31 protein-coding genes are annotated in these 17,305 nt (G+C 65.2%); 30 read left to right on the plus strand and 1 reads right to left on the minus strand.

Features of this window, described 5'->3' with window-relative positions; translation table 11 throughout:
* Nucleotides 1–10: 10 nt before the first annotated feature.
* Nucleotides 11–691: a helix-turn-helix transcriptional regulator gene (locus tag ABE422_RS11375; protein WP_346482989.1), complete on the minus strand. Its 681-nt coding sequence runs from the start codon at nt 689–691 to the stop codon at nt 11–13.
* 67 nt (nt 692–758) lie between these two features.
* On the opposite strand from ABE422_RS11375, the gene ABE422_RS11380 reads away from it, so the two are divergent.
* The 30 genes from ABE422_RS11380 (at nt 759) to ABE422_RS11525 (ending at nt 17,288) form a co-directional block, all read left to right on the plus strand.
* Nucleotides 759–1,241, plus strand: a complete 483-nt coding sequence (locus ABE422_RS11380) for a hypothetical protein (RefSeq protein WP_346482990.1) — start codon at nt 759–761, stop codon at nt 1,239–1,241.
* Nucleotides 1,242–1,310: 69 nt separating this feature from the next.
* Nucleotides 1,311–1,892 carry a hypothetical protein gene (locus tag ABE422_RS11385; RefSeq protein ID WP_070427031.1) on the plus strand — a complete coding sequence of 194 codons (582 nt, stop codon included), beginning with the start codon at nt 1,311–1,313 and terminating at the stop codon, nt 1,890–1,892.
* Nucleotides 1,889–2,200, plus strand: coding sequence for a winged helix-turn-helix domain-containing protein (locus tag ABE422_RS11390; protein WP_346482991.1), 312 nt, complete (start codon nt 1,889–1,891; stop codon nt 2,198–2,200). The genes ABE422_RS11385 and ABE422_RS11390 overlap by 4 nt, the downstream gene beginning before the upstream one ends.
* A 2-nt stretch (nt 2,201–2,202) precedes the next feature.
* Nucleotides 2,203–3,066, plus strand: a complete 864-nt coding sequence (locus ABE422_RS11395) for a helix-turn-helix domain-containing protein (RefSeq protein ID WP_346482992.1) — start codon at nt 2,203–2,205, stop codon at nt 3,064–3,066.
* Nucleotides 3,059–3,610 (plus strand): hypothetical protein, encoded by a 552-nt coding sequence (locus ABE422_RS11400; RefSeq protein WP_346482993.1) that lies wholly within the window; start codon nt 3,059–3,061, stop codon nt 3,608–3,610. The genes ABE422_RS11395 and ABE422_RS11400 overlap by 8 nt, the downstream gene beginning before the upstream one ends.
* Nucleotides 3,610–3,852 (plus strand): hypothetical protein, encoded by a 243-nt coding sequence (locus ABE422_RS11405; protein ID WP_346482994.1) that lies wholly within the window; start codon nt 3,610–3,612, stop codon nt 3,850–3,852. The genes ABE422_RS11400 and ABE422_RS11405 overlap by 1 nt, the downstream gene beginning before the upstream one ends.
* On the plus strand, nt 3,849–4,178 hold the full coding sequence (locus ABE422_RS11410) for a hypothetical protein (protein ID WP_346482995.1): 330 nt from the start codon (nt 3,849–3,851) through the stop codon (nt 4,176–4,178). The genes ABE422_RS11405 and ABE422_RS11410 overlap by 4 nt, the downstream gene beginning before the upstream one ends.
* The gene (locus ABE422_RS11415) at nt 4,178–4,405 is read left to right on the plus strand and encodes a hypothetical protein (protein ID WP_346482996.1); all 228 of its coding nucleotides are present in this window, start codon (nt 4,178–4,180) and stop codon (nt 4,403–4,405) included. The genes ABE422_RS11410 and ABE422_RS11415 overlap by 1 nt, the downstream gene beginning before the upstream one ends.
* Nucleotides 4,405–4,692 carry a hypothetical protein gene (locus ABE422_RS11420; RefSeq protein WP_346482997.1) on the plus strand — a complete coding sequence of 96 codons (288 nt, stop codon included), beginning with the start codon at nt 4,405–4,407 and terminating at the stop codon, nt 4,690–4,692. The genes ABE422_RS11415 and ABE422_RS11420 overlap by 1 nt, the downstream gene beginning before the upstream one ends.
* Nucleotides 4,692–5,060, plus strand: coding sequence for a Ref family recombination enhancement nuclease (locus ABE422_RS11425; protein WP_346482998.1), 369 nt, complete (start codon nt 4,692–4,694; stop codon nt 5,058–5,060). Before ABE422_RS11420 ends, ABE422_RS11425 begins: the two co-directional genes overlap by 1 nt.
* Complete coding sequence (locus ABE422_RS11430) at nt 5,057–5,557, plus strand: hypothetical protein (RefSeq protein WP_346482999.1); 501 nt, start codon at nt 5,057–5,059, stop codon at nt 5,555–5,557. Before ABE422_RS11425 ends, ABE422_RS11430 begins: the two co-directional genes overlap by 4 nt.
* Nucleotides 5,554–5,865, plus strand: coding sequence for a hypothetical protein (locus ABE422_RS11435; protein WP_346483000.1), 312 nt, complete (start codon nt 5,554–5,556; stop codon nt 5,863–5,865). The genes ABE422_RS11430 and ABE422_RS11435 overlap by 4 nt, the downstream gene beginning before the upstream one ends.
* Nucleotides 5,866–5,878: 13 nt before the next feature.
* The gene (locus ABE422_RS11440) at nt 5,879–6,274 is read left to right on the plus strand and encodes a hypothetical protein (protein ID WP_346483035.1); all 396 of its coding nucleotides are present in this window, start codon (nt 5,879–5,881) and stop codon (nt 6,272–6,274) included.
* Complete coding sequence (locus ABE422_RS11445) at nt 6,258–6,953, plus strand: hypothetical protein (RefSeq protein WP_346483001.1); 696 nt, start codon at nt 6,258–6,260, stop codon at nt 6,951–6,953. Before ABE422_RS11440 ends, ABE422_RS11445 begins: the two co-directional genes overlap by 17 nt.
* Nucleotides 6,954–7,047: 94 nt before the next feature.
* Nucleotides 7,048–7,407, plus strand: coding sequence for a hypothetical protein (locus ABE422_RS11450; RefSeq protein ID WP_346483002.1), 360 nt, complete (start codon nt 7,048–7,050; stop codon nt 7,405–7,407).
* A 182-nt stretch (nt 7,408–7,589) separates the two neighbouring features.
* The gene (locus ABE422_RS11455; RefSeq protein ID WP_346483003.1) at nt 7,590–8,078 is read left to right on the plus strand and encodes a glycoside hydrolase family 104 protein; all 489 of its coding nucleotides are present in this window, start codon (nt 7,590–7,592) and stop codon (nt 8,076–8,078) included.
* The gene (locus ABE422_RS11460; RefSeq protein ID WP_070427046.1) at nt 8,075–8,392 is read left to right on the plus strand and encodes a hypothetical protein; all 318 of its coding nucleotides are present in this window, start codon (nt 8,075–8,077) and stop codon (nt 8,390–8,392) included. Before ABE422_RS11455 ends, ABE422_RS11460 begins: the two co-directional genes overlap by 4 nt.
* Nucleotides 8,392–8,847 (plus strand): hypothetical protein, encoded by a 456-nt coding sequence (locus ABE422_RS11465; protein WP_346483004.1) that lies wholly within the window; start codon nt 8,392–8,394, stop codon nt 8,845–8,847. The genes ABE422_RS11460 and ABE422_RS11465 overlap by 1 nt, the downstream gene beginning before the upstream one ends.
* A 152-nt stretch (nt 8,848–8,999) precedes the next feature.
* On the plus strand, nt 9,000–9,191 hold the full coding sequence (locus ABE422_RS11470; protein WP_346483036.1) for an HNH endonuclease signature motif containing protein: 192 nt from the start codon (nt 9,000–9,002) through the stop codon (nt 9,189–9,191).
* Between the two features lie 156 nt (nt 9,192–9,347).
* Nucleotides 9,348–9,776 carry a hypothetical protein gene (locus ABE422_RS11475; protein ID WP_070427050.1) on the plus strand — a complete coding sequence of 143 codons (429 nt, stop codon included), beginning with the start codon at nt 9,348–9,350 and terminating at the stop codon, nt 9,774–9,776.
* A complete protein-coding gene (locus tag ABE422_RS11480) occupies nt 9,769–11,469 on the plus strand; it encodes a terminase TerL endonuclease subunit (RefSeq protein ID WP_346483005.1) in 1,701 nt (566 codons plus the stop codon). The genes ABE422_RS11475 and ABE422_RS11480 overlap by 8 nt, the downstream gene beginning before the upstream one ends.
* 125 nt (nt 11,470–11,594) lie before the next feature.
* Complete coding sequence (locus ABE422_RS11485) at nt 11,595–12,755, plus strand: phage portal protein (RefSeq protein ID WP_346483037.1); 1,161 nt, start codon at nt 11,595–11,597, stop codon at nt 12,753–12,755.
* A gap of 4 nt (nt 12,756–12,759) precedes the next feature.
* Nucleotides 12,760–13,638 carry a head maturation protease, ClpP-related gene (locus ABE422_RS11490; RefSeq protein WP_346483006.1) on the plus strand — a complete coding sequence of 293 codons (879 nt, stop codon included), beginning with the start codon at nt 12,760–12,762 and terminating at the stop codon, nt 13,636–13,638.
* Between the two features lie 10 nt (nt 13,639–13,648).
* Nucleotides 13,649–14,992: a phage major capsid protein gene (locus ABE422_RS11495; protein WP_346483007.1), complete on the plus strand. Its 1,344-nt coding sequence runs from the start codon at nt 13,649–13,651 to the stop codon at nt 14,990–14,992.
* A gap of 65 nt (nt 14,993–15,057) precedes the next feature.
* Nucleotides 15,058–15,456, plus strand: coding sequence for a hypothetical protein (locus tag ABE422_RS11500; protein WP_346483008.1), 399 nt, complete (start codon nt 15,058–15,060; stop codon nt 15,454–15,456).
* Between the two features lies 1 nt (nt 15,457).
* Complete coding sequence (locus ABE422_RS11505) at nt 15,458–15,799, plus strand: head-tail connector protein (protein WP_346483009.1); 342 nt, start codon at nt 15,458–15,460, stop codon at nt 15,797–15,799.
* A 62-nt stretch (nt 15,800–15,861) separates the two neighbouring features.
* Nucleotides 15,862–16,065 carry a hypothetical protein gene (locus tag ABE422_RS11510; protein WP_346483010.1) on the plus strand — a complete coding sequence of 68 codons (204 nt, stop codon included), beginning with the start codon at nt 15,862–15,864 and terminating at the stop codon, nt 16,063–16,065.
* Between the two features lie 26 nt (nt 16,066–16,091).
* The gene (locus tag ABE422_RS11515) at nt 16,092–16,397 is read left to right on the plus strand and encodes a phage head closure protein (RefSeq protein WP_346483038.1); all 306 of its coding nucleotides are present in this window, start codon (nt 16,092–16,094) and stop codon (nt 16,395–16,397) included.
* On the plus strand, nt 16,390–16,926 hold the full coding sequence (locus tag ABE422_RS11520) for an HK97-gp10 family putative phage morphogenesis protein (RefSeq protein ID WP_346483011.1): 537 nt from the start codon (nt 16,390–16,392) through the stop codon (nt 16,924–16,926). The genes ABE422_RS11515 and ABE422_RS11520 overlap by 8 nt, the downstream gene beginning before the upstream one ends.
* Nucleotides 16,923–17,288 carry a DUF3168 domain-containing protein gene (locus ABE422_RS11525; protein WP_346483012.1) on the plus strand — a complete coding sequence of 122 codons (366 nt, stop codon included), beginning with the start codon at nt 16,923–16,925 and terminating at the stop codon, nt 17,286–17,288. Before ABE422_RS11520 ends, ABE422_RS11525 begins: the two co-directional genes overlap by 4 nt.
* Nucleotides 17,289–17,305 lie beyond the last annotated feature (17 nt).

Raw genomic sequence — 17,305 nt, forward strand, 5'->3', positions numbered from 1 at the left:
ACATCCCCTATCAAAAACGCCTGAAGCCAGCGTGGACGAGCGCGCGGCCCTGTATGGAGAGCTCATCGGGCTCGCACCGCCACTCCTTGAAGTCCGGATTCGCGCTGACCACGTACATGCCATCCACGCGCTTCTGCAGCATCTTGATCTGCGTCTCGCCGTCGTAGCTGATCAGGTAGTAGTCGTCGCCATCGAAGTAGTCCACGGCGGTGTCGATCCACACGATATCGCCGTCCTCGATCTTCGGTCTCATGGACGGTCCACGCCCTGTAATGATCTGGATCTGCCCTGGCCGGGGGAGGAAGCCCAGCTTCCGCCGCACCTCCCACTCAGCAACCTCCATCACTTGCATCACCTCAGGGAAATCCTGATTCACCACTCCTGCCCCCATTCCGGCTGCCCCTTCGAGCAGATTGAAGCGAACGTAGCCGGGGCGGGTCTCAGTCGAAGCGACGGGGGGGGAATCTGTTGCCGATGCTTCCTTGGTGCCACGTCCCGTTTCAAGCCAATCGGCTTGCACGCCAAGGCGTCGCGCGATTTTGTAGAGGGCGCTGCTCGACTTCGACAGACCGAGTTCGAGGTTGGAGAGAGTGGTCGGGGCAATACCGGCGTACTTGGCCAGTTCGTTGCGCGAGATGTCCTGCGCTTCGCGCTCAGCGCGGATGCGGCTGCCGATAGTTTCCATGTTCATATTTGAACGGAACTCCGTAACGGAATGCCGTTGACGTGACCCTACGGAATCCCGTAGGCTCTCCGACATGGACAAATCTTGGGCAGAAGTAATTTCGGACCTGCAGGTCAAAGGCATGACGTACGCCTTGATCGGCGAGGCAGTCGGCTGCGCGGCGTCAACCATTGGTGATCTCGCCAGCGGTCGGTCCCAGTCCCCGCGCGCTGCCTCGGCTTTCGCGCTGCTGAGGTTGCACTCGGACCGAGTGGGTCCGGCGCTTGCCCCGGCACCGACTCCTGCGGGCGAGATCAATGCACTGGTCGACAGCCGCATGAGCAAGCGTGCGCTGCGGGCCAAGTTCGGTTTCAAGACCGACGCGCCCCTGGCGAAGCTGCTGAATCTGCCTGTTGAGCAGGTTGAGGCCTGGCCGGAAGAGCAGAGCGTCCCGGCGCTGCCGCAGGTGATGAGGCTGCTGGGCGTGCAGGAGACGCCTCCGGCCGCCCAAGCCGCCCAAGCCGCGCAGGACGACCCGGACGCTGGCCGAATTGACCTTGAAGTGCACGCCGCCTGATTGGCCTGCGTTCGTCCCTGAATTGAATTCTTCCATGGCCCCAGTGTGGCGCCGAGCTGAGACCCCGTCATGAAGCACGCGACCCATTTTCTGCCGAAGCGCCAGACCGTGATCTACGCCTTCACCGAGCAGATGCTGCGCGACACCGGCAGCAATCGCCGATCGTTCGCCATGGCAGTGGCCGACATGTACCTGAATCGGTTGGCCGAAGACGACCGCGAAGTTCCGTTCCGTATCACGCGCGGCGGTGACTGCGATTCCGACAAGAAGCACAACGGCCAAATCTTGGGCCGCTACCTCGATGGGGTGGTCAAAACCCTGCCTGCCAATCTGGAGGACGCTTGGGTTCTCAGCCTTCCAGAGCCGTACCGCTCGAGTTGCGAGCGTGAGCTGGGCCGTCGTCGCGGTGTTCTGCCGATCCGCCTTGATGCCATCGAGGAATCGTGTGACACGGCAGGCGTTGGGCAGTTGATGACGGACTTCGGTGAGCTGGTGGCCGCACTCAGTCCTGCTGTTGCGGATGGCGTGATCGACGAGAAGGACCGGCCGTACGCACGTCGGATCATCAATGGCACCGACGACATGTTGATCAGCTTGGTGACCTTCCGAAAGACGCTGTTGAAGGTAATCGGCCTGGAGCAGCTGGCATGAACCATCCTGCACGCGCCACCGATATCAGTACCAGCCACGAGGCGGCCCAGCATGTGGTTGCCAGCGGCGCTCAGGCAGCCCAGCAGGACCGGGCCGCGCGCGCTGTGCTGGCTCACCCGGGACTGACGAGCATGGAGCTGGCCAAGGCCACCGGCCATGACCGCTACATGCTCGCTCGCCGCCTGCCGGAGCTGCTGGAAGACGGCCGCGCATGGCGTGGCCCCAAGAAGCCGTGCGAGGTCAGTGGCCGCAGCGCGTGCACCTGGTGGCCTGTAGCCCCGGGCCAGAACCTTGCGCTGGTGATCTGACGATGAGTTTCGAAGCATTCGCATGGGCGGCTCGTCAGCGCGTCACCAGCACCCAGAAGCTGGTGCTGCTGATGTTGGCCGAGCGCCACAACAAGGACACGGGGCAGTGCAGGCCCAGCCACGACACGCTCGCGGACGACTGCGGTCTGACCCGCCGCTCGGTGATCGATCAGATCGGAAAGCTCGCCCAGGCGGGCTACATCAGCGTCCTGCCGCGCGCAAAAGACAACCGCCGCCTGCCCAATCAGTACCGGCTGAACTTCCACTTCGGCATCCAGGCTGAGCCGAAGGTCCCGGAGCACGATCCCTATCTGGTGGTGAATGACGTTCACCACCCGGTAGTGAACGAGGTGCACGGGGTAGTGAATGACGTTCACGGGGGTGGTGAACGACGTGCACAGGAACCAGGAATAGAACCAGGAAGAGAACCTAAGAGCAGAAAGAAGCGCGCAAGCGCGCCGACCGCCCAGGCGGCGGATCTGGATTTCTCGACTTGGCCGACCCCGCCGTCATCCCAAGTCCTTGCCGACTGGCTGCAGCTTCGCCGCAACCGGCGCGCCCCAGTCACACCGACCGTGCTGGAGAGCTTCGGCGCCGAGCTGCACCAGGCTGCCGCACTGGGCTTCACCGTCGATGACTGCCTCCGCAAGTGCTGCAACCGCAACTGGCAGGGCTTCGAAGCTGCCTGGCTCGAACGTGAGCTGACCACCACCAACCGTCCCACTGGAGGCACCCATGCAATCCGTCGCGAATCTCCTGCCGAGCGTGTCCTCCGCCATGCCATCGATGGCGAGCGCGCCGACGCAGACGCCACGCGCAGCCCTGTCCTCGACGGTGACGCGCACCCTGTGGGTTCGAATGGCTGAGATCTACGGCGGCCGCTGGACGGGCAGCTACGGCGACAACCCGAACGAGGGCGCAGCGCTGACCTGGGCGAAGGGGTTGGCCGGCCTGGCGGGTGAGCAGTTGGCCGCCGGCATCAGCGCCTGCATCAGCTGCGCGGATCCGTGGCCGCCGACGCTGCCCGAGTTTCGCCTGCGCTGCCTGGGCGTCCCGGCGTTCGCCGCGGTGCGCGCCGACGCCGGCAAGCAGGACGGCTTCACCCGGCTGGTGTGGCAGCACCTCGACGGTCACCGCTACCGGATGGCCAGCGCCGACATGGCCGACCGCCTGCTGCGCGAAGCGTACGACCAGGCCCGCGAGCACGTGATGCGCGGCGGGGCGCTGCCCGAGGCACCGGTGGCCGAGATTGAGCACGAAGTCCGCGAGCAGGTGCCGGCCAGCCGCGAGCAGGTGCAGCAGCACATGGCGGAGATCGCTCGCGAACTGCACCTGTCGGAGACGGAGGTCGAGGCGATGGGCGTGGCCGGGCTGATGGATGCCGGTGCCGGCGCAGCGGAGGCAGCCTGATGCGCGCGCTGCGGACCCAGCTGGACATCTTCGAACACGACCCGGCGCGGCTTGCCAAGGCCAACCGTGTGGCCGCCGAGACAGCGCTGATCGACGTGCAGTTCACCGAGACCGAGCGCCAGGAGCGCCACGACTACTACCTGGGCGAGGCGCTTCGGCTTGAAGCGCTGGCCCGCCAATGCCATCGCGCGCCGGCCCGCCGCCGCCGCACCGCCACACAGACAGGAGCAACCGCACGATGAGCGCTGTAGAACAATCCCGGCCGAGCGAGCGCCTACCGACCCGAACTGGCTCCGTCTCACCCGGCAGCCACGGGCATTGGCTGTGGACCGGTCAGTACCGCGACTGTCGGTGTGTCGGCGGCGAGATGCGCCTCAAGCCGGTCTACCGCTGGATTCCGAACTGCTGGTGCGCCCAATGCCTGCCCTTCGTGAAGCGCGCGCTGTGGGGCGTGTTCGAAATGATCCTGTGCCCCATCTGCGGCAACAAACGCTGCCCACGTGCCAACGACCATCGCAACCCTTGCACCGGTTCAAACGAACCCGGCCAGGTCGGGAGCCGATACTGATGGACTTCACTTCCTTCAACACCCGCAGCACGTACGCCGCCCAGATCAACGCCGGGTACTCGGCCCGCCTGAATGGTGAAGGGCTCAGCACCAACCCGCACATGGTGTGGGTGGATACCCAGGACGAGCTGGAGCCGCGCAAGGTGCAGCCGCTGGGCGAGAAGGCGCTGGCTTGGCAGCACGGCTGGCGGCTGGCGGACAAGGACCAAAAGGGAGCCGCGCGCTGATGGCCGCCAAGAAGCTACTTGCCCAGTTCACGACCGATCAGCTGCTGGAAGAGGTTGTGCGGCGTCGGAATGAGCGAAAGGACGTGGGCGATGTGGAGCCTTGCGACGAGTGCCGCCACTTCAAGTTCTGGACGCAGAGCGGTGAACCGCCCAAGGACTACAACCCCTGCGACTTGGGAAAGCGTATGAGCTTTCACATGCCGGGCGATGGTGAGGATCCGCATAGCTGCATCGGCTACTACCGGCGGGTGTGCGCCTCGCGGCTTCCCAGGGAGGGCCAGAGCTGATGTGGTCCAACGCACCGCGACCGACTGCTGCCGAGGGCGCCCGGATCGAGGCGGCCAAGGTCGGGCCCTGCATGGCATGCCTGTCGCTGATCGCCCAAGGGCTGATGGCCCCCGGCCAGGCGGTCTACGGCTGCGACTACAACCACGCCAAGAGCGGGAACAAGCGCCGCGGTCACGCCTTCGGGTACGCCCTGTGCGTGTGGCACCACCGCCGTCACCCGATGCAGGGCAAGACGTTCAGCGAGATGCGCGAGATCTACGGCCCGAGCCTGATGGATGGCTCGCGGACCTTCCACGAGACCTACGGGACCGACGACGAGCTGATCGAGCAGCAGACGGTGGTCAACCAACTGAGGGAAGCAGCATGAAAACCGACGTCACCCCCGCGACCGTCCGCGATTGGTTCTCCGAGCAGCCGGCCGGAAAGCTGTTCACTATGCCCACCATCAGCGCGATTTTCGGCGTGGCGCCAGGTGATGAGCGTCGCAGGCTGGCCGAGGCAGTTCGCTGCGGCTACCTGTGTGGCTTCCTAGAGCGCACCGAGACCGCCAGCGGCAGGGCGTATCGGGTGAGTGGGAAGGGCATGCGCCGGCCGACGCTGGAAGAGGGCGACCGGGCGCGCCGCAAGGCGGAAGCGCGCCTGGCCCGGGACGACCGAAAGCGCCGCGCCCGTGGTGCCCCGGTGTCGCCTAACAAATCCAGCCGGGTCCGTGCCGCGCGGGTGAGCCTGCGGGCGGCCAACATGCCGGTGCCAGCGACAGCGGTCCAGCATTCGGTGTGCGAGACGGTTGAGCAGTTCCTGGCGCGGGGCGGCCGGGTGCAGCGCCTGACGGCGCACTGGGAGCAGATGGAGCGTGCGGCATGACCGACATCGAGAAGAGGGCGAGGGAACTTTTGGCTTCTGAGTATGAGGCGGATGGGTGTATGCAGCTGGCGCGCATGATTCGGTCAGGCGCTGTCACTGATCCGGTTTTCGGATCGGTGAAGATCATGCGTGCAATGCGGGCCATCACCGCCGCGCTCACGCCGCCCGAGGGCTACGTGCTGGTGCCGGTGGAGCCAACTGAGGCAATGCTGCAGGAGATTCACCTGGTGAAGTCTTTCACCGGTGAAGCGATGCACCGCCGCTATGCCGCAATGATCGCCGCTCGTCCGGAGGTGCTTGGTGACTGAGCGCGCGCTGGAAATGGTGCTGCCCTGGCCGAGCAAGGACCTGTCGCCGAACGTGCGGCTCCACTGGAGCAAGAAGGCCGCCGCGACTGCCATGGCGAGGCAAACCGGCGCGCTGCTGGCGCTCCAGGCAGGTTGGAAGGGAGTTTCGCTGCCCCCGGGCAGGCTGTTCCTGTGGCTGGACTTTTATCAACGGCCCCACAAGGCGCTGCCCGATGACGACAACATGCTGAGGCGCTTCAAGCCCTACCGGGACGGTATCGCTCAGGTCCTGGGGATCGACGACAAGGTGTTCATCACGCGCCACATGGTGCACGAAGAACGCAGGAAGGGCGGGCAGGTGGTGGTGCGCATTACCGGTGCGGGAAATCTCAACGATCAACTGGGGAAAGAAGATGGCAAACGTCCGTGAGCTGATGGCCCGTCTGGGCCCGTCCACCGTCAAGTTCGACACCGGCCGCGGCGGGACGCCCGACCTCACCAACCAGGACATTGCGGCTGCACTGGGCATGGTGCCTGCCGGGCTGGGCCGGGAGCTGCTGGAGGCCTGCTGGTGGCCGGACGGCGCGGCCTTGCGCCGGCACAAGCTGCGGGACGCGGTGATCGCCTTGGTGACCCCCGAGCTGCGGCGGCAGCAGCGCCGCCTGGCCGATGCCCGCACCGAGCTGGGCATCGCGGAGGTCTGTATGGGCTGGGCCGGTGCGGTGACGGCTGAGCAGCGGGGCGAGCGAGACCGTGCCGCCCTCCGTCTGGGCCAGATCAAGGCGCAGTGCTGGCCGATCAGCACGCTGGAGTCGCTGCCGAGCCTGGCCGGCGCCGTGATCAATGAGATTGCGGCCAGGCCGCACTGCAATGGCTGCGAGGGCCGAGGCGAAACGGTTTCCGGAGATCTTCGAGTAGTCTGCAAGATGTGTGGCGGGTCAGGCTTGGGGGCGGTGAGCGACCGGCGTCGAGCGGCCGCCATTGGCCGGGACGAGGCCGCATACCGCAGGACGTGGAAGCCGGTGTACGAGTGGTTGCTCGGCAAAATGGTGGAGGCAGAGCAAGAGGCGGCTTGGTACATGCGCTCTTCATTGGGCCACGCAGCTTGAGCCAGGCTGGCACACTGCTGAGTGGTAAGGACTGACTCATCAGCCTTAAGATTCAAATGGCTGTGCCGATAGACGTCGCCTACAGGGAGCGAAAATGAAGAAAATCAGGATGGTTGCAGCGGCGTTGCTACTTGTCAGCGCCTCGGCGCATGCAGAGGTGAGCGTGAGCACCTACAAGCAGGCTGTTGACGCGGGCGGTGCCGTCAAGAGCACGGCTGAGACTTATGCCATCGGTGTGGCGCGAGGCATCTTCTGGTCGAACGCCGCAATCACCCACGACACGGGTACACCTATGTTCTGCATGCCTCCGAAGCTGGGAACGGACCAGGATATGGTGTTGAGCATTACCAATCGGTACATCAAGGAGCACGTGGGTAAAGGCGTGGTCGACAACGACACTTCAATCGAGTTGATTGTTCTCCTGGCACTGAAGGACACGTTTCCCTGCCCATGACCCCTGGTTGGTCAAGAATGGATTGCGGAGGTGACACCTCCGCACTTTTACAAGTAGATTCCTACCATCGCACGCGACTATGCCCGGCCACTGAGCCGGGCTTATTCTTTGCCCGCTTCCCAGACCGGATCAACCCTTGCGCCCAGCCGGCGGCGGGGCGGGCGCCCTGACAGAGAAAGCCCATGGCTCGCATCACTCCCCAACAAGCAGGCGGCGTGAACGTCGTGGCGTTCCTGGACATGCTGGCCTGGTCCGAGGGCACCGACAACGGCAAGCAGCCCACCAAGGACCACGGCTACGACGTGATCGTGGGAGGCGGGCTGTTCACCGGCTATGCCGACCACCCGCGCGAGCTGGTGTCGCTGCCCAGACTGGGCATCAAGTCCACGGCGGCTGGTCGCTACCAGCTGCTGTCGCGGTACTACGACGCGTATCGCCGTCTGCTGGGGCTGAAGGACTTTTCTCCCCTCAGCCAGGATCTGATCGCCATCCAGCAGATCAGGGAGCGGAGGGCGCTCGACCTGATCAAGGCCGGCCATGTCGTCAAGGCGATCGGCTTCGTCCGCAACATCTGGGCGAGCCTGCCGGGCGCCGGGTATGGGCAGCACGAGCGGAAGCTGGATGACCTGCTGGCGGCTTACCGCAAAGCCGGTGGCGTGGTCGTGTCATGACCGAGGAAACCGTCCCGTGGTGGATGGCCGGCGGTCTCGCCGCGTTCTGGGTGGCAAGGGAAACTTGGGGGGCGCTGCTCTCCCGCCGCAAAGAGCGGACCGAGACGGACGCCAACGTCGACCTGTTGAATGGCCTGGTGCAGCGCGTGAAGTCGCTGGAAGAATCTCAGGCGGCGACCACGCTGCAGCTGGCCGAGGAAATCAAGTTGCGCATGACGGCGCAGGAAGAGGCCCACCGACTTAGGCTGCGGGTCATGTCGTTGGAGTCGGCCATGCGCCAGGTAGGCGCGGTGATCCCGCCGGAGATGCCCTGATGATCCGTCTCTATGCCCTGCTCGCCGCCGTGGCGATAGCCTTGTCCTTCTGGGCGGGCTGGTCCTGGCGCGGCGACCGCGCGAACGTGGCCGAATTAGACCAGCGGGCGAAAGGCGCAGAGGCGGTCGTCGATCAAGTGAACGAAGCTCGGGCAATCGAGCATAGCCAGGCCGACACCATGGCCACTATCGGAGCGAAGCATGAAGATGACCGCGCTGCGGCCCCGGCCGTCGCTAATGCTGTTGTGGCTGACCTGCGCTCTGGTGCTCTCCGCCTGCGCAACGACCTCGCCGCGTGCCACACCGGCCTCCTGTCCCAAGCCGCAGCCGGCACCCTCGAACGTGATGCGGCCACCCAGCGCCGAGAAGAGTTTGCGGGCCGAGTTGTTCGAATCGGCCGAGACGCCGACGACCAGCTCCGCGCCTGCCAAGCCGTGATCCAGGCGGACCGGTAGTGCCTGCGCGTGCCCCCAAGCACCGGCCGCACAAGGCCGATGCGGTGGCGCACGTCCCGGCCGAAGCCGTTCGCCTCACCACTGCGCAACGCGGCTACGGCGGGCGATGGCAGAAGGCCCGCGAGACGTTCCTCAAACGAGCGCCGCTTTGTGTGGAGTGCCAGCGATCCGGCCGAGTGAGGCTCGCGACGGTGGTCGATCACATCAAGCCGCACAAACGCTGCCAAGCGCTGTTCTGGGACACCGACAACTGGCAGGCCCTCTGCAAGCGCTGCCACGACGCCAAAACGGCGAGGGAAGACGGTGGATTCGGGAACGCCGTTCGGCCGACACGTGTTCCATAAATAGAACGAGATTTAACGAAAAATTAACAAAACGGGGAGGGGGAGGTCGAAAGTTTGAGAGTCATTCTCACCTGACCATACGCCCAGCTGTTTATTTGCACCGTCAGTTGAGAAAAACCAATTTTTCGCGGTCAACCGACCGCCCTCGGAACGAATATGGCGAACCCCCGCAAACCGACATCGCTGAAAGTGGTGGCCGGCACGGATCGCCCTGACCGCGCGCCGCCGGCGCCGGCCGCCGAGCTGCCGCTGGTGTCCGACGTGCCTCCTGCTCCGGACTGGCTGCCGAATGCCCACGCCATCAAAGAATGGGACCGGCTGGCACCTATTTTGCACGCGAACAAGCTGCTGACCGAGGCCGGCCTATCCGCGTTCGGCCAGCTGTGCGCGTTGCACGGCAACACCGTGCAGCTCTATGCCGCCGGCCTGGCTCCGGTGGCGTCGATGGTGTCGCAGCTGCGCGGCCTGATGAATGACTTCGGGCTGACGCCAGTTGCCCAGGGCAAGGTCCGGCCGTCCGGGGATGTAGAGAAGACCGGGAACGCCTTCGCCAACAACGGTGCGAAGCGGAAGACCCGTGCGTGATTACGTTGGTATCGCCACGGCGTATGCCGAAGAGGCGGTAGCCGACAAGAAGGGCAAGAAGTTCGGAAAGTGGATTCGGCTGGCCGGCAAGCGATTCCTGGCGGACCTCAAGCGCGCCAAGCGGAAGCGGCCGCCGTTCCTGTTCGATGAGTGGCACGCATGCGACCCATGCGACTTCATCGAGAAGCTTCCGCACGTTGAAGGAAAGTGGGCACGGCCGGAGATCGAGCTGCACCGGTCCCACGTGTTTTTCGTGGTGCAGCTATTCGGCTTCCGCAACCTCGATGGCAGCCGACGCTTCACCTCGGCGCTGTTCGCGGTTGCCCGCAAGAACGCCAAGTCGACGTTGGCTGCGGCGATCCTGCTCTACTGCCAGTGCTGCGAAGAGGAAGAGGGCGCCCAAATCATTTCGGCGGCCACGACCGGCAGCCAGGCGCGGATCATCTTCAACGTCGCCAAGCGCATGACCGAGAAGACGCCCGATCTGCAGGAGGCGTTCGGGCTGGCGTGCTGGGCCAACGCGATCAGCCGGGTGGAGACGGGGGCCACGTTCAAGCCGATCAACTCCAAGGCCAGTACGCAGGACGGCCTCAACCCGTCGCATGTAGGCCTGGACGAGATCCACGCCCACAAGTCGGCGGACCTCTTGAACGTACTGACGTCAGCTGCTGGCGCTCGCAGCAACCCGCTATGGCTGTACACCACGACTGAGGGATATACCAACCCGGGGCCGTGGGGAGAAATACGGCAGTTCGCCAAGCAGGTGCTACAGGGCATCCTGGGCGATTCGGCCGACCACTTCCTGGTGGTGTTCTTCGCCGTCGACGATGACGACGATGAATTCGATGAATCAGCGTGGCCGAAAGCCAACCCGCTGATGGACGCCAACCCGCACCTGTTGAAGGCCATCCGCAAGGAGGCCGTCGAGGCGCGGCAGATGCCCTCGAAGCTGGCCGAGTTCAAGATCAAGCGGCTCAACCGGCCGGCGTCTTCTGCCACCGGCTGGGTGGACCTGACGAAGTGGCAGAGGTGCGGTGGCGCGGTCGATCTGGGCTGGCTCGAAGGGCAGCCGTGCTGGGGCGCGTTCGATCTGGCAAGTACGCTGGATATGACGTCCTGGCGCCTGGTCTGGAAAGTAGACGGCATCTACTACACCTGGGGCCGGCGGTTCGTTCCGGCAGACGCGGTGCGGGCGCGCACTGAGCGCGGGGTGGTTCCGTATGCCGGCTGGGTGGCGGCTGGTTTGATTGAGGCGACCGAAGGGGAGGTCACCGACTACAGCGTGGTGGAGGCAAGGATCCGCGAGGACATCGCCCGCTTCGGTCCCCAGGCGATCGGATATGACCGCTGGAACGCAGCTGAAATTTCACAGCGTCTCTTGGCGGATGGGCACCCGTTGGTCGAATTCAACCAGACCACGAAGAACTATCACCCCGCGATGAAGGAACTCGAGCAGGCCTACATCGGTAAGAAGATCCAACACGGAAACGACCCGGTCCTGAACTGGTGCGCGTCCAACCTCATCGCGTTGAAAGATGGAAACCTGAACATGAAGCCCGACAAGAAACGGTCGCCGGACAAGATCGATGACATGGCGGCACTGCTGATGGGTATCGGTCTGTCGATGCCGACAGGCGAGGACGAAGGCGACATGGACGGATTCCTGTCATCTCCGATCAGGGGCAAGGCGTGACGGCCGGGGCACTGAAGCAGCCCGGCCGCATCGCCACCGCTGTCCGCGACTGGTTAGGGCTTCCCTTGTCGCTTACCGATGAGGCGGGGTGGAGCAGCTTCGCCAGCGGGCGCGGGCCTGCTGGCGTGTCTGTCACCCCCGCCACGGCGATGCAAGTCTCTGCAGTATGGGCCTGCGTGCGCCTGATCTCCGAAACTATCGCTACCCTGCCTCTGGGCATGTACGAGCGTGCAAAGAACGGTAAGAGGCCCGCGCCACAACACCCGCTGCACTTGGTCATCCGTGACCAGCCGAACGTCGACTCTTCGGCGTCGGTGTTCTGGGAAGCAATGGTCGCAGCCATGCTACTGCGCGGCGCTGGGCGCGCCGAGAAACTTTTGATTGGCGGCCGCCTGGTGGGGTTGCAGTTCCTCAACCCAGATCGGCTGTATCCCTCGCGTGGCGCTGATGGCAAGAAGCAATGGCGCTATACGGAAGAGGATGGCCGGCAGCGTGTAATTCCCCGTGAGCGGATCTGGGAGATCCCGGGGTTCACCCTGGACGGAAAGAACGGTGTTTCGGTGATCGCCTATGGGGCTCACGTGTTCGGCGGCGCCATAGCGGCCGACCGTGCCGCAGCGCGTACTTTCAGTAACGGCATGTTGCAGACGATCTACTACAAGATCGCGGCCTTCCTGAAACCCAACCAGCGAGCCGAGTTCCACAAGAACGTGCTTGGTTCGGTCGAGCGTGGCGAGACACCGCTGCTGGAAGGCGGGAGCGATGTCGGGAGCCTTGGCATCAAGCCTTCCGACTCCCAGCTGCTGGAGTCGCGGGGGTTCAGCGTCGAAGAGGTCTGCCGTTGGTTCCGCGTGCCGCCTTGGATGGTCGGGCACACCGAGAAGTCGAGCAGCTGGGGCACCGGCATCGAGCAGCAGATGATCGGGTTCCTCACGTTCACGTTGGCACCGTGGCTGAAGCGCGTTGAGCAGGCGATCAGCAAGGATCTGATGACGCCAACCGACCGGTCGCGCTTCTACCCGAAGTTCTCCGTGGAGGGCCTTTTGCGCGCCGATAGCGCCGGCCGCGCGGCGTTCTACACCGCGATGGTCAACAACGGCGTGTTGACTAGAGACGAAGTGCGGGAGCTCGAGGACCGGGAGCCGATGGGCGGCAACGCCGCGGTGCTGACGGTGCAGAGCGCCATGACCACGCTGGACAGCCTCGGGCAGGCGTCCGACGCCAACCAAGCCCGGGCCGCGATTCGCGCGTTCCTGGGATTCAAAGACGAGCCAGAGAAGGACTGACCGCATGACGATCAAGAAGCTGCCGGGCGCTCCGGAGGGCAGGGTGTGCGCGGGTGTTAGCAGCCAGATCCTGCCCCGCGCGCTGGACCGCTGGAACCCGGGCGTGCGCGCCGCCACAAATGACGACGCCGATCGCTCGATCAGCGTGTACGACGTGATCGGCCAGGACTATTGGACCGGGGAGGGCGTGACCGCTAAGCGCATCGCCGGCGCGTTGCGCAACCTCGGCAAGGGGCCGGTCACCGTGAACGTCAACAGCCCGGGCGGTGACATGTTCGAGGGCCTGGCCATCTACAACCTGCTACGCGAGCACGACGGCGAGGTAACCGTGAAGGTGCTGGGCCTTGCGGCGTCGGCGGCCTCGGTGATCGCCATGGCCGGCGATACCGTGCAGATCGCCCGGGCTGGCTTCCTGATGATCCACAACGCATGGGTGGTCGCCGCCGGTAACCGCAATGACCTGCGCGAATACGCCGAGACGCTGGAGCCCTTCGACCGGGCCATGGCCGACATATACGCAGCGCGTACCGGCCAGGACCAGAAGGCGATGGCGAAGCTGATGGACGCCGAGACCTGGATCGCAGGTAGCGACGCGATTGAGGGCGGCTTCGCCGACGAGCTGCTGCCGACCGACCAAGTCGAGCGCGGCGCGGGCAAGACAAGCGCTTCTGCGGTGCGGCGAATTGAGTCGGCGCTGCGCGCGTCCGGCATGCCGAAGTCGGAAGCCATGCAGCTGATCAGTGAACTCAAGTCCAGCGCGGGCGATCCCGCTGGCGGCGGTGCGGGCGATCCCACCGATCACGGCCAGGAAACCCCTGTCGTCGCACCAACCGAGGCCGACTACCTGGCCGCGCTCAAGTCGTTTTCCATCCCCAACCGCTGAGGTACACCCAATGAAGAACAAGTACATCCTGGCCGCCATTGTCACCACGCTGGCGCTGCTGGTCATTTCCGCAGACGCGGTCGCCGGCACCCACTTGCTGTCCACCCTGTTCACCAGCCCCGAAGGTGCTCTCATGGCGCCGGTGATGGCGGCCGCGCTGCCTGACGCGATCAAGGCAGAGCTGGAAAAGATCAGTGACCAGATCAAGTCGCAGGCGGAGACCGCCGAGAAGGAAATCAAGGCGCACGCAAGGCTCACCGATGAAACCCGCGCCAACGTCGACAAGCTGCTGACCGAACAGGGTGCGCTGCAGGCGCGGTTGCAGTCGGCCGAGCAGCTGGTGGCCAAGCTCGAGCAGGGCGGTGGCCAGTACGCCGCGCCGCAGTCCATGGGCGAGCAGCTGGCCTCCAACGAGGATTTCCAGGCGTGGGCCGCGCGCGCGGCCAGCGGCGGCGGCAGCAAGTTCAACATGGATGTGAAGGCTGTCGTGACCAGCGACGGCGCATCGGCCGGTGACCTGATCGTTCCGCAGCGCCGGGAGGGCATCATCGCCCCGGGCCTGCGCCGCCTGACCATCCGCGATCTGCTGAACGTGGTGCCGACCACCTCCAACGCCATCCAGTACGTGCGCGAGACCGGCTACACCAACAACGCGGACGTGGTGGCCGAAAACCCGACCGGCCTGAAGCCGGAATCCAACCTGACGTTCGAAGCTGATCAGGCGGCGGTGACCACCATCGCCCACTGGATCCACGCCTCCCGCCAGGTGCTGGCCGATATCCCGACGCTTCGCGGCTACATTGACGGTCGCCTGCGCTACGGTCTGAAGCTCAAGGAAGAAACCCAGCTGCTCAAGGGTTCGGGCGTGGGCCTGAATATCGATGGTCTTTACACCCAGGCGCGCGCATACGCCAACCCGGGCGTGACCGTCCAGAATGAAACCCGCATCGACCGCCTGCGTCTGGCGCTCCTGCAGGTCGAGCTGGCCGAAGCCTGGGCCGACGGCATCGTCATCAGCCCGCTGGACTGGGCGGCGATCGAGCTGCAGAAGACTGACGACAACGCCTACCTGTTCGCCAACCCGCGCGGCATCACCACACCGGCGCTGTGGGGCCGCAACGTGGTGCCGACCCAGTCGATGGGAGGCGGCGAGTTCCTCGTGGGTGCGTTCGGCGGCGGCATCGCGGCCGAGCTGCATGATCGCGAGGACGTCAATGTCATGGTGGCCACGCAAGACGACCGCGACTTCGTCAAGAACATGGTGAAGATCCTGATGGAAGAGCGTCTGGCGCTGACGGTCTACCGTCCGGAAGCCTTCGTGAAGGGCACCATGACCGACCTCGACACCCCGTAAGGGGGGGCGTCACGGTCCACCGAGAGGGCGGCTTGGCCGCCCTTTCCTTTATCTGGAGACAGGACATGTACGAAGTACGAGCGATTGCCAGCTTTGACCACCACGGCTCCCGCAAGGTGGGCGAACGGTTCCCCGTGGGAAACCAACGGCAGGCCGAAGAGCTGGAGAAGAAGGGCCTCGTGGAAGTTCTGGGCGGCGCGCCCGAGGTGGACAGCACCAGCGCCAGCACGAACGCCGGCCCCGGCCCCGGCCCCGGCAGCGGTACGGGGGAAGGCGGCACCACCGCCAGCACCAAGTCGCCGCCGGGCGAGCTGCTGGTCGACGGCAACGCTCCGGACGTCATCGCGTCGCTGGCTGGGCTGCAGGACAAGGTCTTGCTGCAGTCCGCTCTCGATGCGGAGAAGGCCGGTAAGGACCGCAAGACCGTTGTCGAAGCGCTGGAAGCGGCGTTGAAGGCGGACTGACATGCGCCTGGTGACCATCGAACAGGCCCGGCAGCATTGCCGGGTCGATAGCGACGACGACCAAATGCTGACGCTCTACGGCGGAGCGGCAGAGGACGCCGCTCAAGATTTCCTGAATCGGCGGGTTTACGAGGATGAGGACGCCCTCGCTGCGGCGGTGCTGGCCGGCACCGCGGGCTGTGACCCGATCGTCGTCAACGACGCGATCCGGGCGGCGGTGCTACTCACCCTCGGGCACTTGTACGCGAACCGCGAAAACGTGATCACCGGCACCATCGTGTCGGATATGAAGGAAGGCACCCGAAGCCTGCTCTGGCCCTACCGGGTCGGGCTGGGGGTTTGATGTGGCCTGCCAAGGTTGCCTGCGCCGTCGGGCCTGGCTGTTGAAATGGATGGGGATTGCGCATGAACGATCAGAACGAGCTGGCAGCGGCGCTGGCGGCGTCCGCGGCGGCTCAGCTGGCGCAGGCTCAGGCGATGATGGCGGTCGCCCAGGCGCTGGCGGAGAACGCAGAGGCGACCAACCGGCTGATGGACTACGTCTGCCAGAGCGAGGACGTGGAGGCTGATCCGGAGGCCGGCACCTACATGAGCGGGAAGCCGCGGTGATCGCTGCCGGCCGCCTCCGCCACCGGGTGCTGATACAGAACCCCGTGGAGAGCCAGGATCCCAGATCCGGCGCACCCATCGTGACGTGGACTGATCTGGCCACGGTGTTCGCCGAAGTCGTGCCGGCGTCCGTCCGCGAGTTCGTGGCCGCCCAGGCTATCGACAGCGAGGTGACCGCGCGCATCACCATCCGGCACCGTGTCGGCGTCACCGACAAGAGCCGCATCATCCACCGGGGGCAGGTCTACAACGTCCATGGCGTGCTGGCCGACCCGGTTAGCGGGCTGGAATACATGACGCTGCCATGCAGCGAAGGCGTCAACGATGGCTGACAACATCCGGTTCGACGTCAGTGGCCTGGACGGCGTGAAGGCGAAGATGGCCCAGCTGAAGAACGAGGCCAATGCCAAGGGCGGTCGCGCCGCGCTGCGGAAGGCGACCGCCGTCCTGCGTGCTCAGGCGCAGAGCAACGCCCGCCGCCTGGACGACCATGAGACGGGCGAGGAGATCTGGAAGAACATCGATCTGCGCTGGGACGGCCGAGCGTTCAAGCACGACGGGCAGCTGGCCTTCCGGCTGGGTGTGCTCGGCGGTGCCAGGCAGTACGGCAACACCCGTGAGAACCGCCGCAAGCGTCGCACTGGCCAGACCTATGCAACGGAGGGCAGCTCCAGCAATCCCGGCGGCGACACCTGGTACTGGCGCCACGTGGAGCTGGGCACGGCCAAGGTGGCCGCCCGCCCATTCCTGCGGCCGGTGGCCGAGCAGGCCGGACAGAAGGCGGTAGATACCTTCGCGCTTGAGTTCAATCGCGCGCTCGACCGCGCACTTGCCAAACAGGCGAAGGGAGCAAGGAAGTGATCGCGCCCATCTTCCAAGCCTGCACTGCCAGCGCGGCGGTGCTGGCTCTGTTCGGCAGCAACCCGACACGGGTCTATCCGTTCGGACTGGTAGAGAAGCCGCCGGCGCGGCCCTACGTCGTCTGGCAGACCATCGGCGGAGAACCGGCTCAGTACCTGGGCGACCGCCCTGACGTGGACGGGTACTCGCTGCAGATCGACGTCTACAGCGACGACCCGGTCTCGCTGCTGCCGGCGGCGCGGGCTATCCGCGACGCGATCGAGGGACAGGCCTACGTGACCCGCTGGGGTGACCAGGTGAAAGACCCCGAAACCAAGCTGTACCGCTACTCGTTTGACGTGGACTGGCTCGTGCCGCGCTGAAGACGTTCGTCCGTTTC

This window comes from Stenotrophomonas sp. TWI1151 (genome assembly GCF_039673135.1).
Classification (GTDB): domain Bacteria; phylum Pseudomonadota; class Gammaproteobacteria; order Xanthomonadales; family Xanthomonadaceae; genus Stenotrophomonas.

Coding starts and splice junctions, on each gene's coding strand:
- ABE422_RS11455 (WP_346483003.1), top strand. CDS start 7,590: ATGGCTCGCATCACTCCCCAACAAGCAGGCGGCGTGAACGTCGTGGCG.
- ABE422_RS11385 (WP_070427031.1), top strand. CDS start 1,311: ATGAAGCACGCGACCCATTTTCTGCCGAAGCGCCAGACCGTGATCTAC.
- ABE422_RS11375 (WP_346482989.1), bottom strand. CDS start 691: ATGAACATGGAAACTATCGGCAGCCGCATCCGCGCTGAGCGCGAAGCG.
- ABE422_RS11420 (WP_346482997.1), top strand. CDS start 4,405: ATGGCCGCCAAGAAGCTACTTGCCCAGTTCACGACCGATCAGCTGCTG.
- ABE422_RS11505 (WP_346483009.1), top strand. CDS start 15,458: ATGCGCCTGGTGACCATCGAACAGGCCCGGCAGCATTGCCGGGTCGAT.
- ABE422_RS11380 (WP_346482990.1), top strand. CDS start 759: ATGGACAAATCTTGGGCAGAAGTAATTTCGGACCTGCAGGTCAAAGGC.
- ABE422_RS11405 (WP_346482994.1), top strand. CDS start 3,610: ATGCGCGCGCTGCGGACCCAGCTGGACATCTTCGAACACGACCCGGCG.
- ABE422_RS11435 (WP_346483000.1), top strand. CDS start 5,554: ATGACCGACATCGAGAAGAGGGCGAGGGAACTTTTGGCTTCTGAGTAT.
- ABE422_RS11410 (WP_346482995.1), top strand. CDS start 3,849: ATGAGCGCTGTAGAACAATCCCGGCCGAGCGAGCGCCTACCGACCCGA.
- ABE422_RS11445 (WP_346483001.1), top strand. CDS start 6,258: ATGGCAAACGTCCGTGAGCTGATGGCCCGTCTGGGCCCGTCCACCGTC.
- ABE422_RS11510 (WP_346483010.1), top strand. CDS start 15,862: ATGAACGATCAGAACGAGCTGGCAGCGGCGCTGGCGGCGTCCGCGGCG.
- ABE422_RS11465 (WP_346483004.1), top strand. CDS start 8,392: ATGATCCGTCTCTATGCCCTGCTCGCCGCCGTGGCGATAGCCTTGTCC.
- ABE422_RS11395 (WP_346482992.1), top strand. CDS start 2,203: ATGAGTTTCGAAGCATTCGCATGGGCGGCTCGTCAGCGCGTCACCAGC.
- ABE422_RS11450 (WP_346483002.1), top strand. CDS start 7,048: ATGAAGAAAATCAGGATGGTTGCAGCGGCGTTGCTACTTGTCAGCGCC.
- ABE422_RS11520 (WP_346483011.1), top strand. CDS start 16,390: ATGGCTGACAACATCCGGTTCGACGTCAGTGGCCTGGACGGCGTGAAG.
- ABE422_RS11390 (WP_346482991.1), top strand. CDS start 1,889: ATGAACCATCCTGCACGCGCCACCGATATCAGTACCAGCCACGAGGCG.
- ABE422_RS11475 (WP_070427050.1), top strand. CDS start 9,348: ATGGCGAACCCCCGCAAACCGACATCGCTGAAAGTGGTGGCCGGCACG.
- ABE422_RS11440 (WP_346483035.1), top strand. CDS start 5,879: ATGGTGCTGCCCTGGCCGAGCAAGGACCTGTCGCCGAACGTGCGGCTC.
- ABE422_RS11500 (WP_346483008.1), top strand. CDS start 15,058: ATGTACGAAGTACGAGCGATTGCCAGCTTTGACCACCACGGCTCCCGC.
- ABE422_RS11425 (WP_346482998.1), top strand. CDS start 4,692: ATGTGGTCCAACGCACCGCGACCGACTGCTGCCGAGGGCGCCCGGATC.
- ABE422_RS11415 (WP_346482996.1), top strand. CDS start 4,178: ATGGACTTCACTTCCTTCAACACCCGCAGCACGTACGCCGCCCAGATC.
- ABE422_RS11400 (WP_346482993.1), top strand. CDS start 3,059: ATGGCTGAGATCTACGGCGGCCGCTGGACGGGCAGCTACGGCGACAAC.
- ABE422_RS11490 (WP_346483006.1), top strand. CDS start 12,760: ATGACGATCAAGAAGCTGCCGGGCGCTCCGGAGGGCAGGGTGTGCGCG.
- ABE422_RS11495 (WP_346483007.1), top strand. CDS start 13,649: ATGAAGAACAAGTACATCCTGGCCGCCATTGTCACCACGCTGGCGCTG.
- ABE422_RS11460 (WP_070427046.1), top strand. CDS start 8,075: ATGACCGAGGAAACCGTCCCGTGGTGGATGGCCGGCGGTCTCGCCGCG.
- ABE422_RS11430 (WP_346482999.1), top strand. CDS start 5,057: ATGAAAACCGACGTCACCCCCGCGACCGTCCGCGATTGGTTCTCCGAG.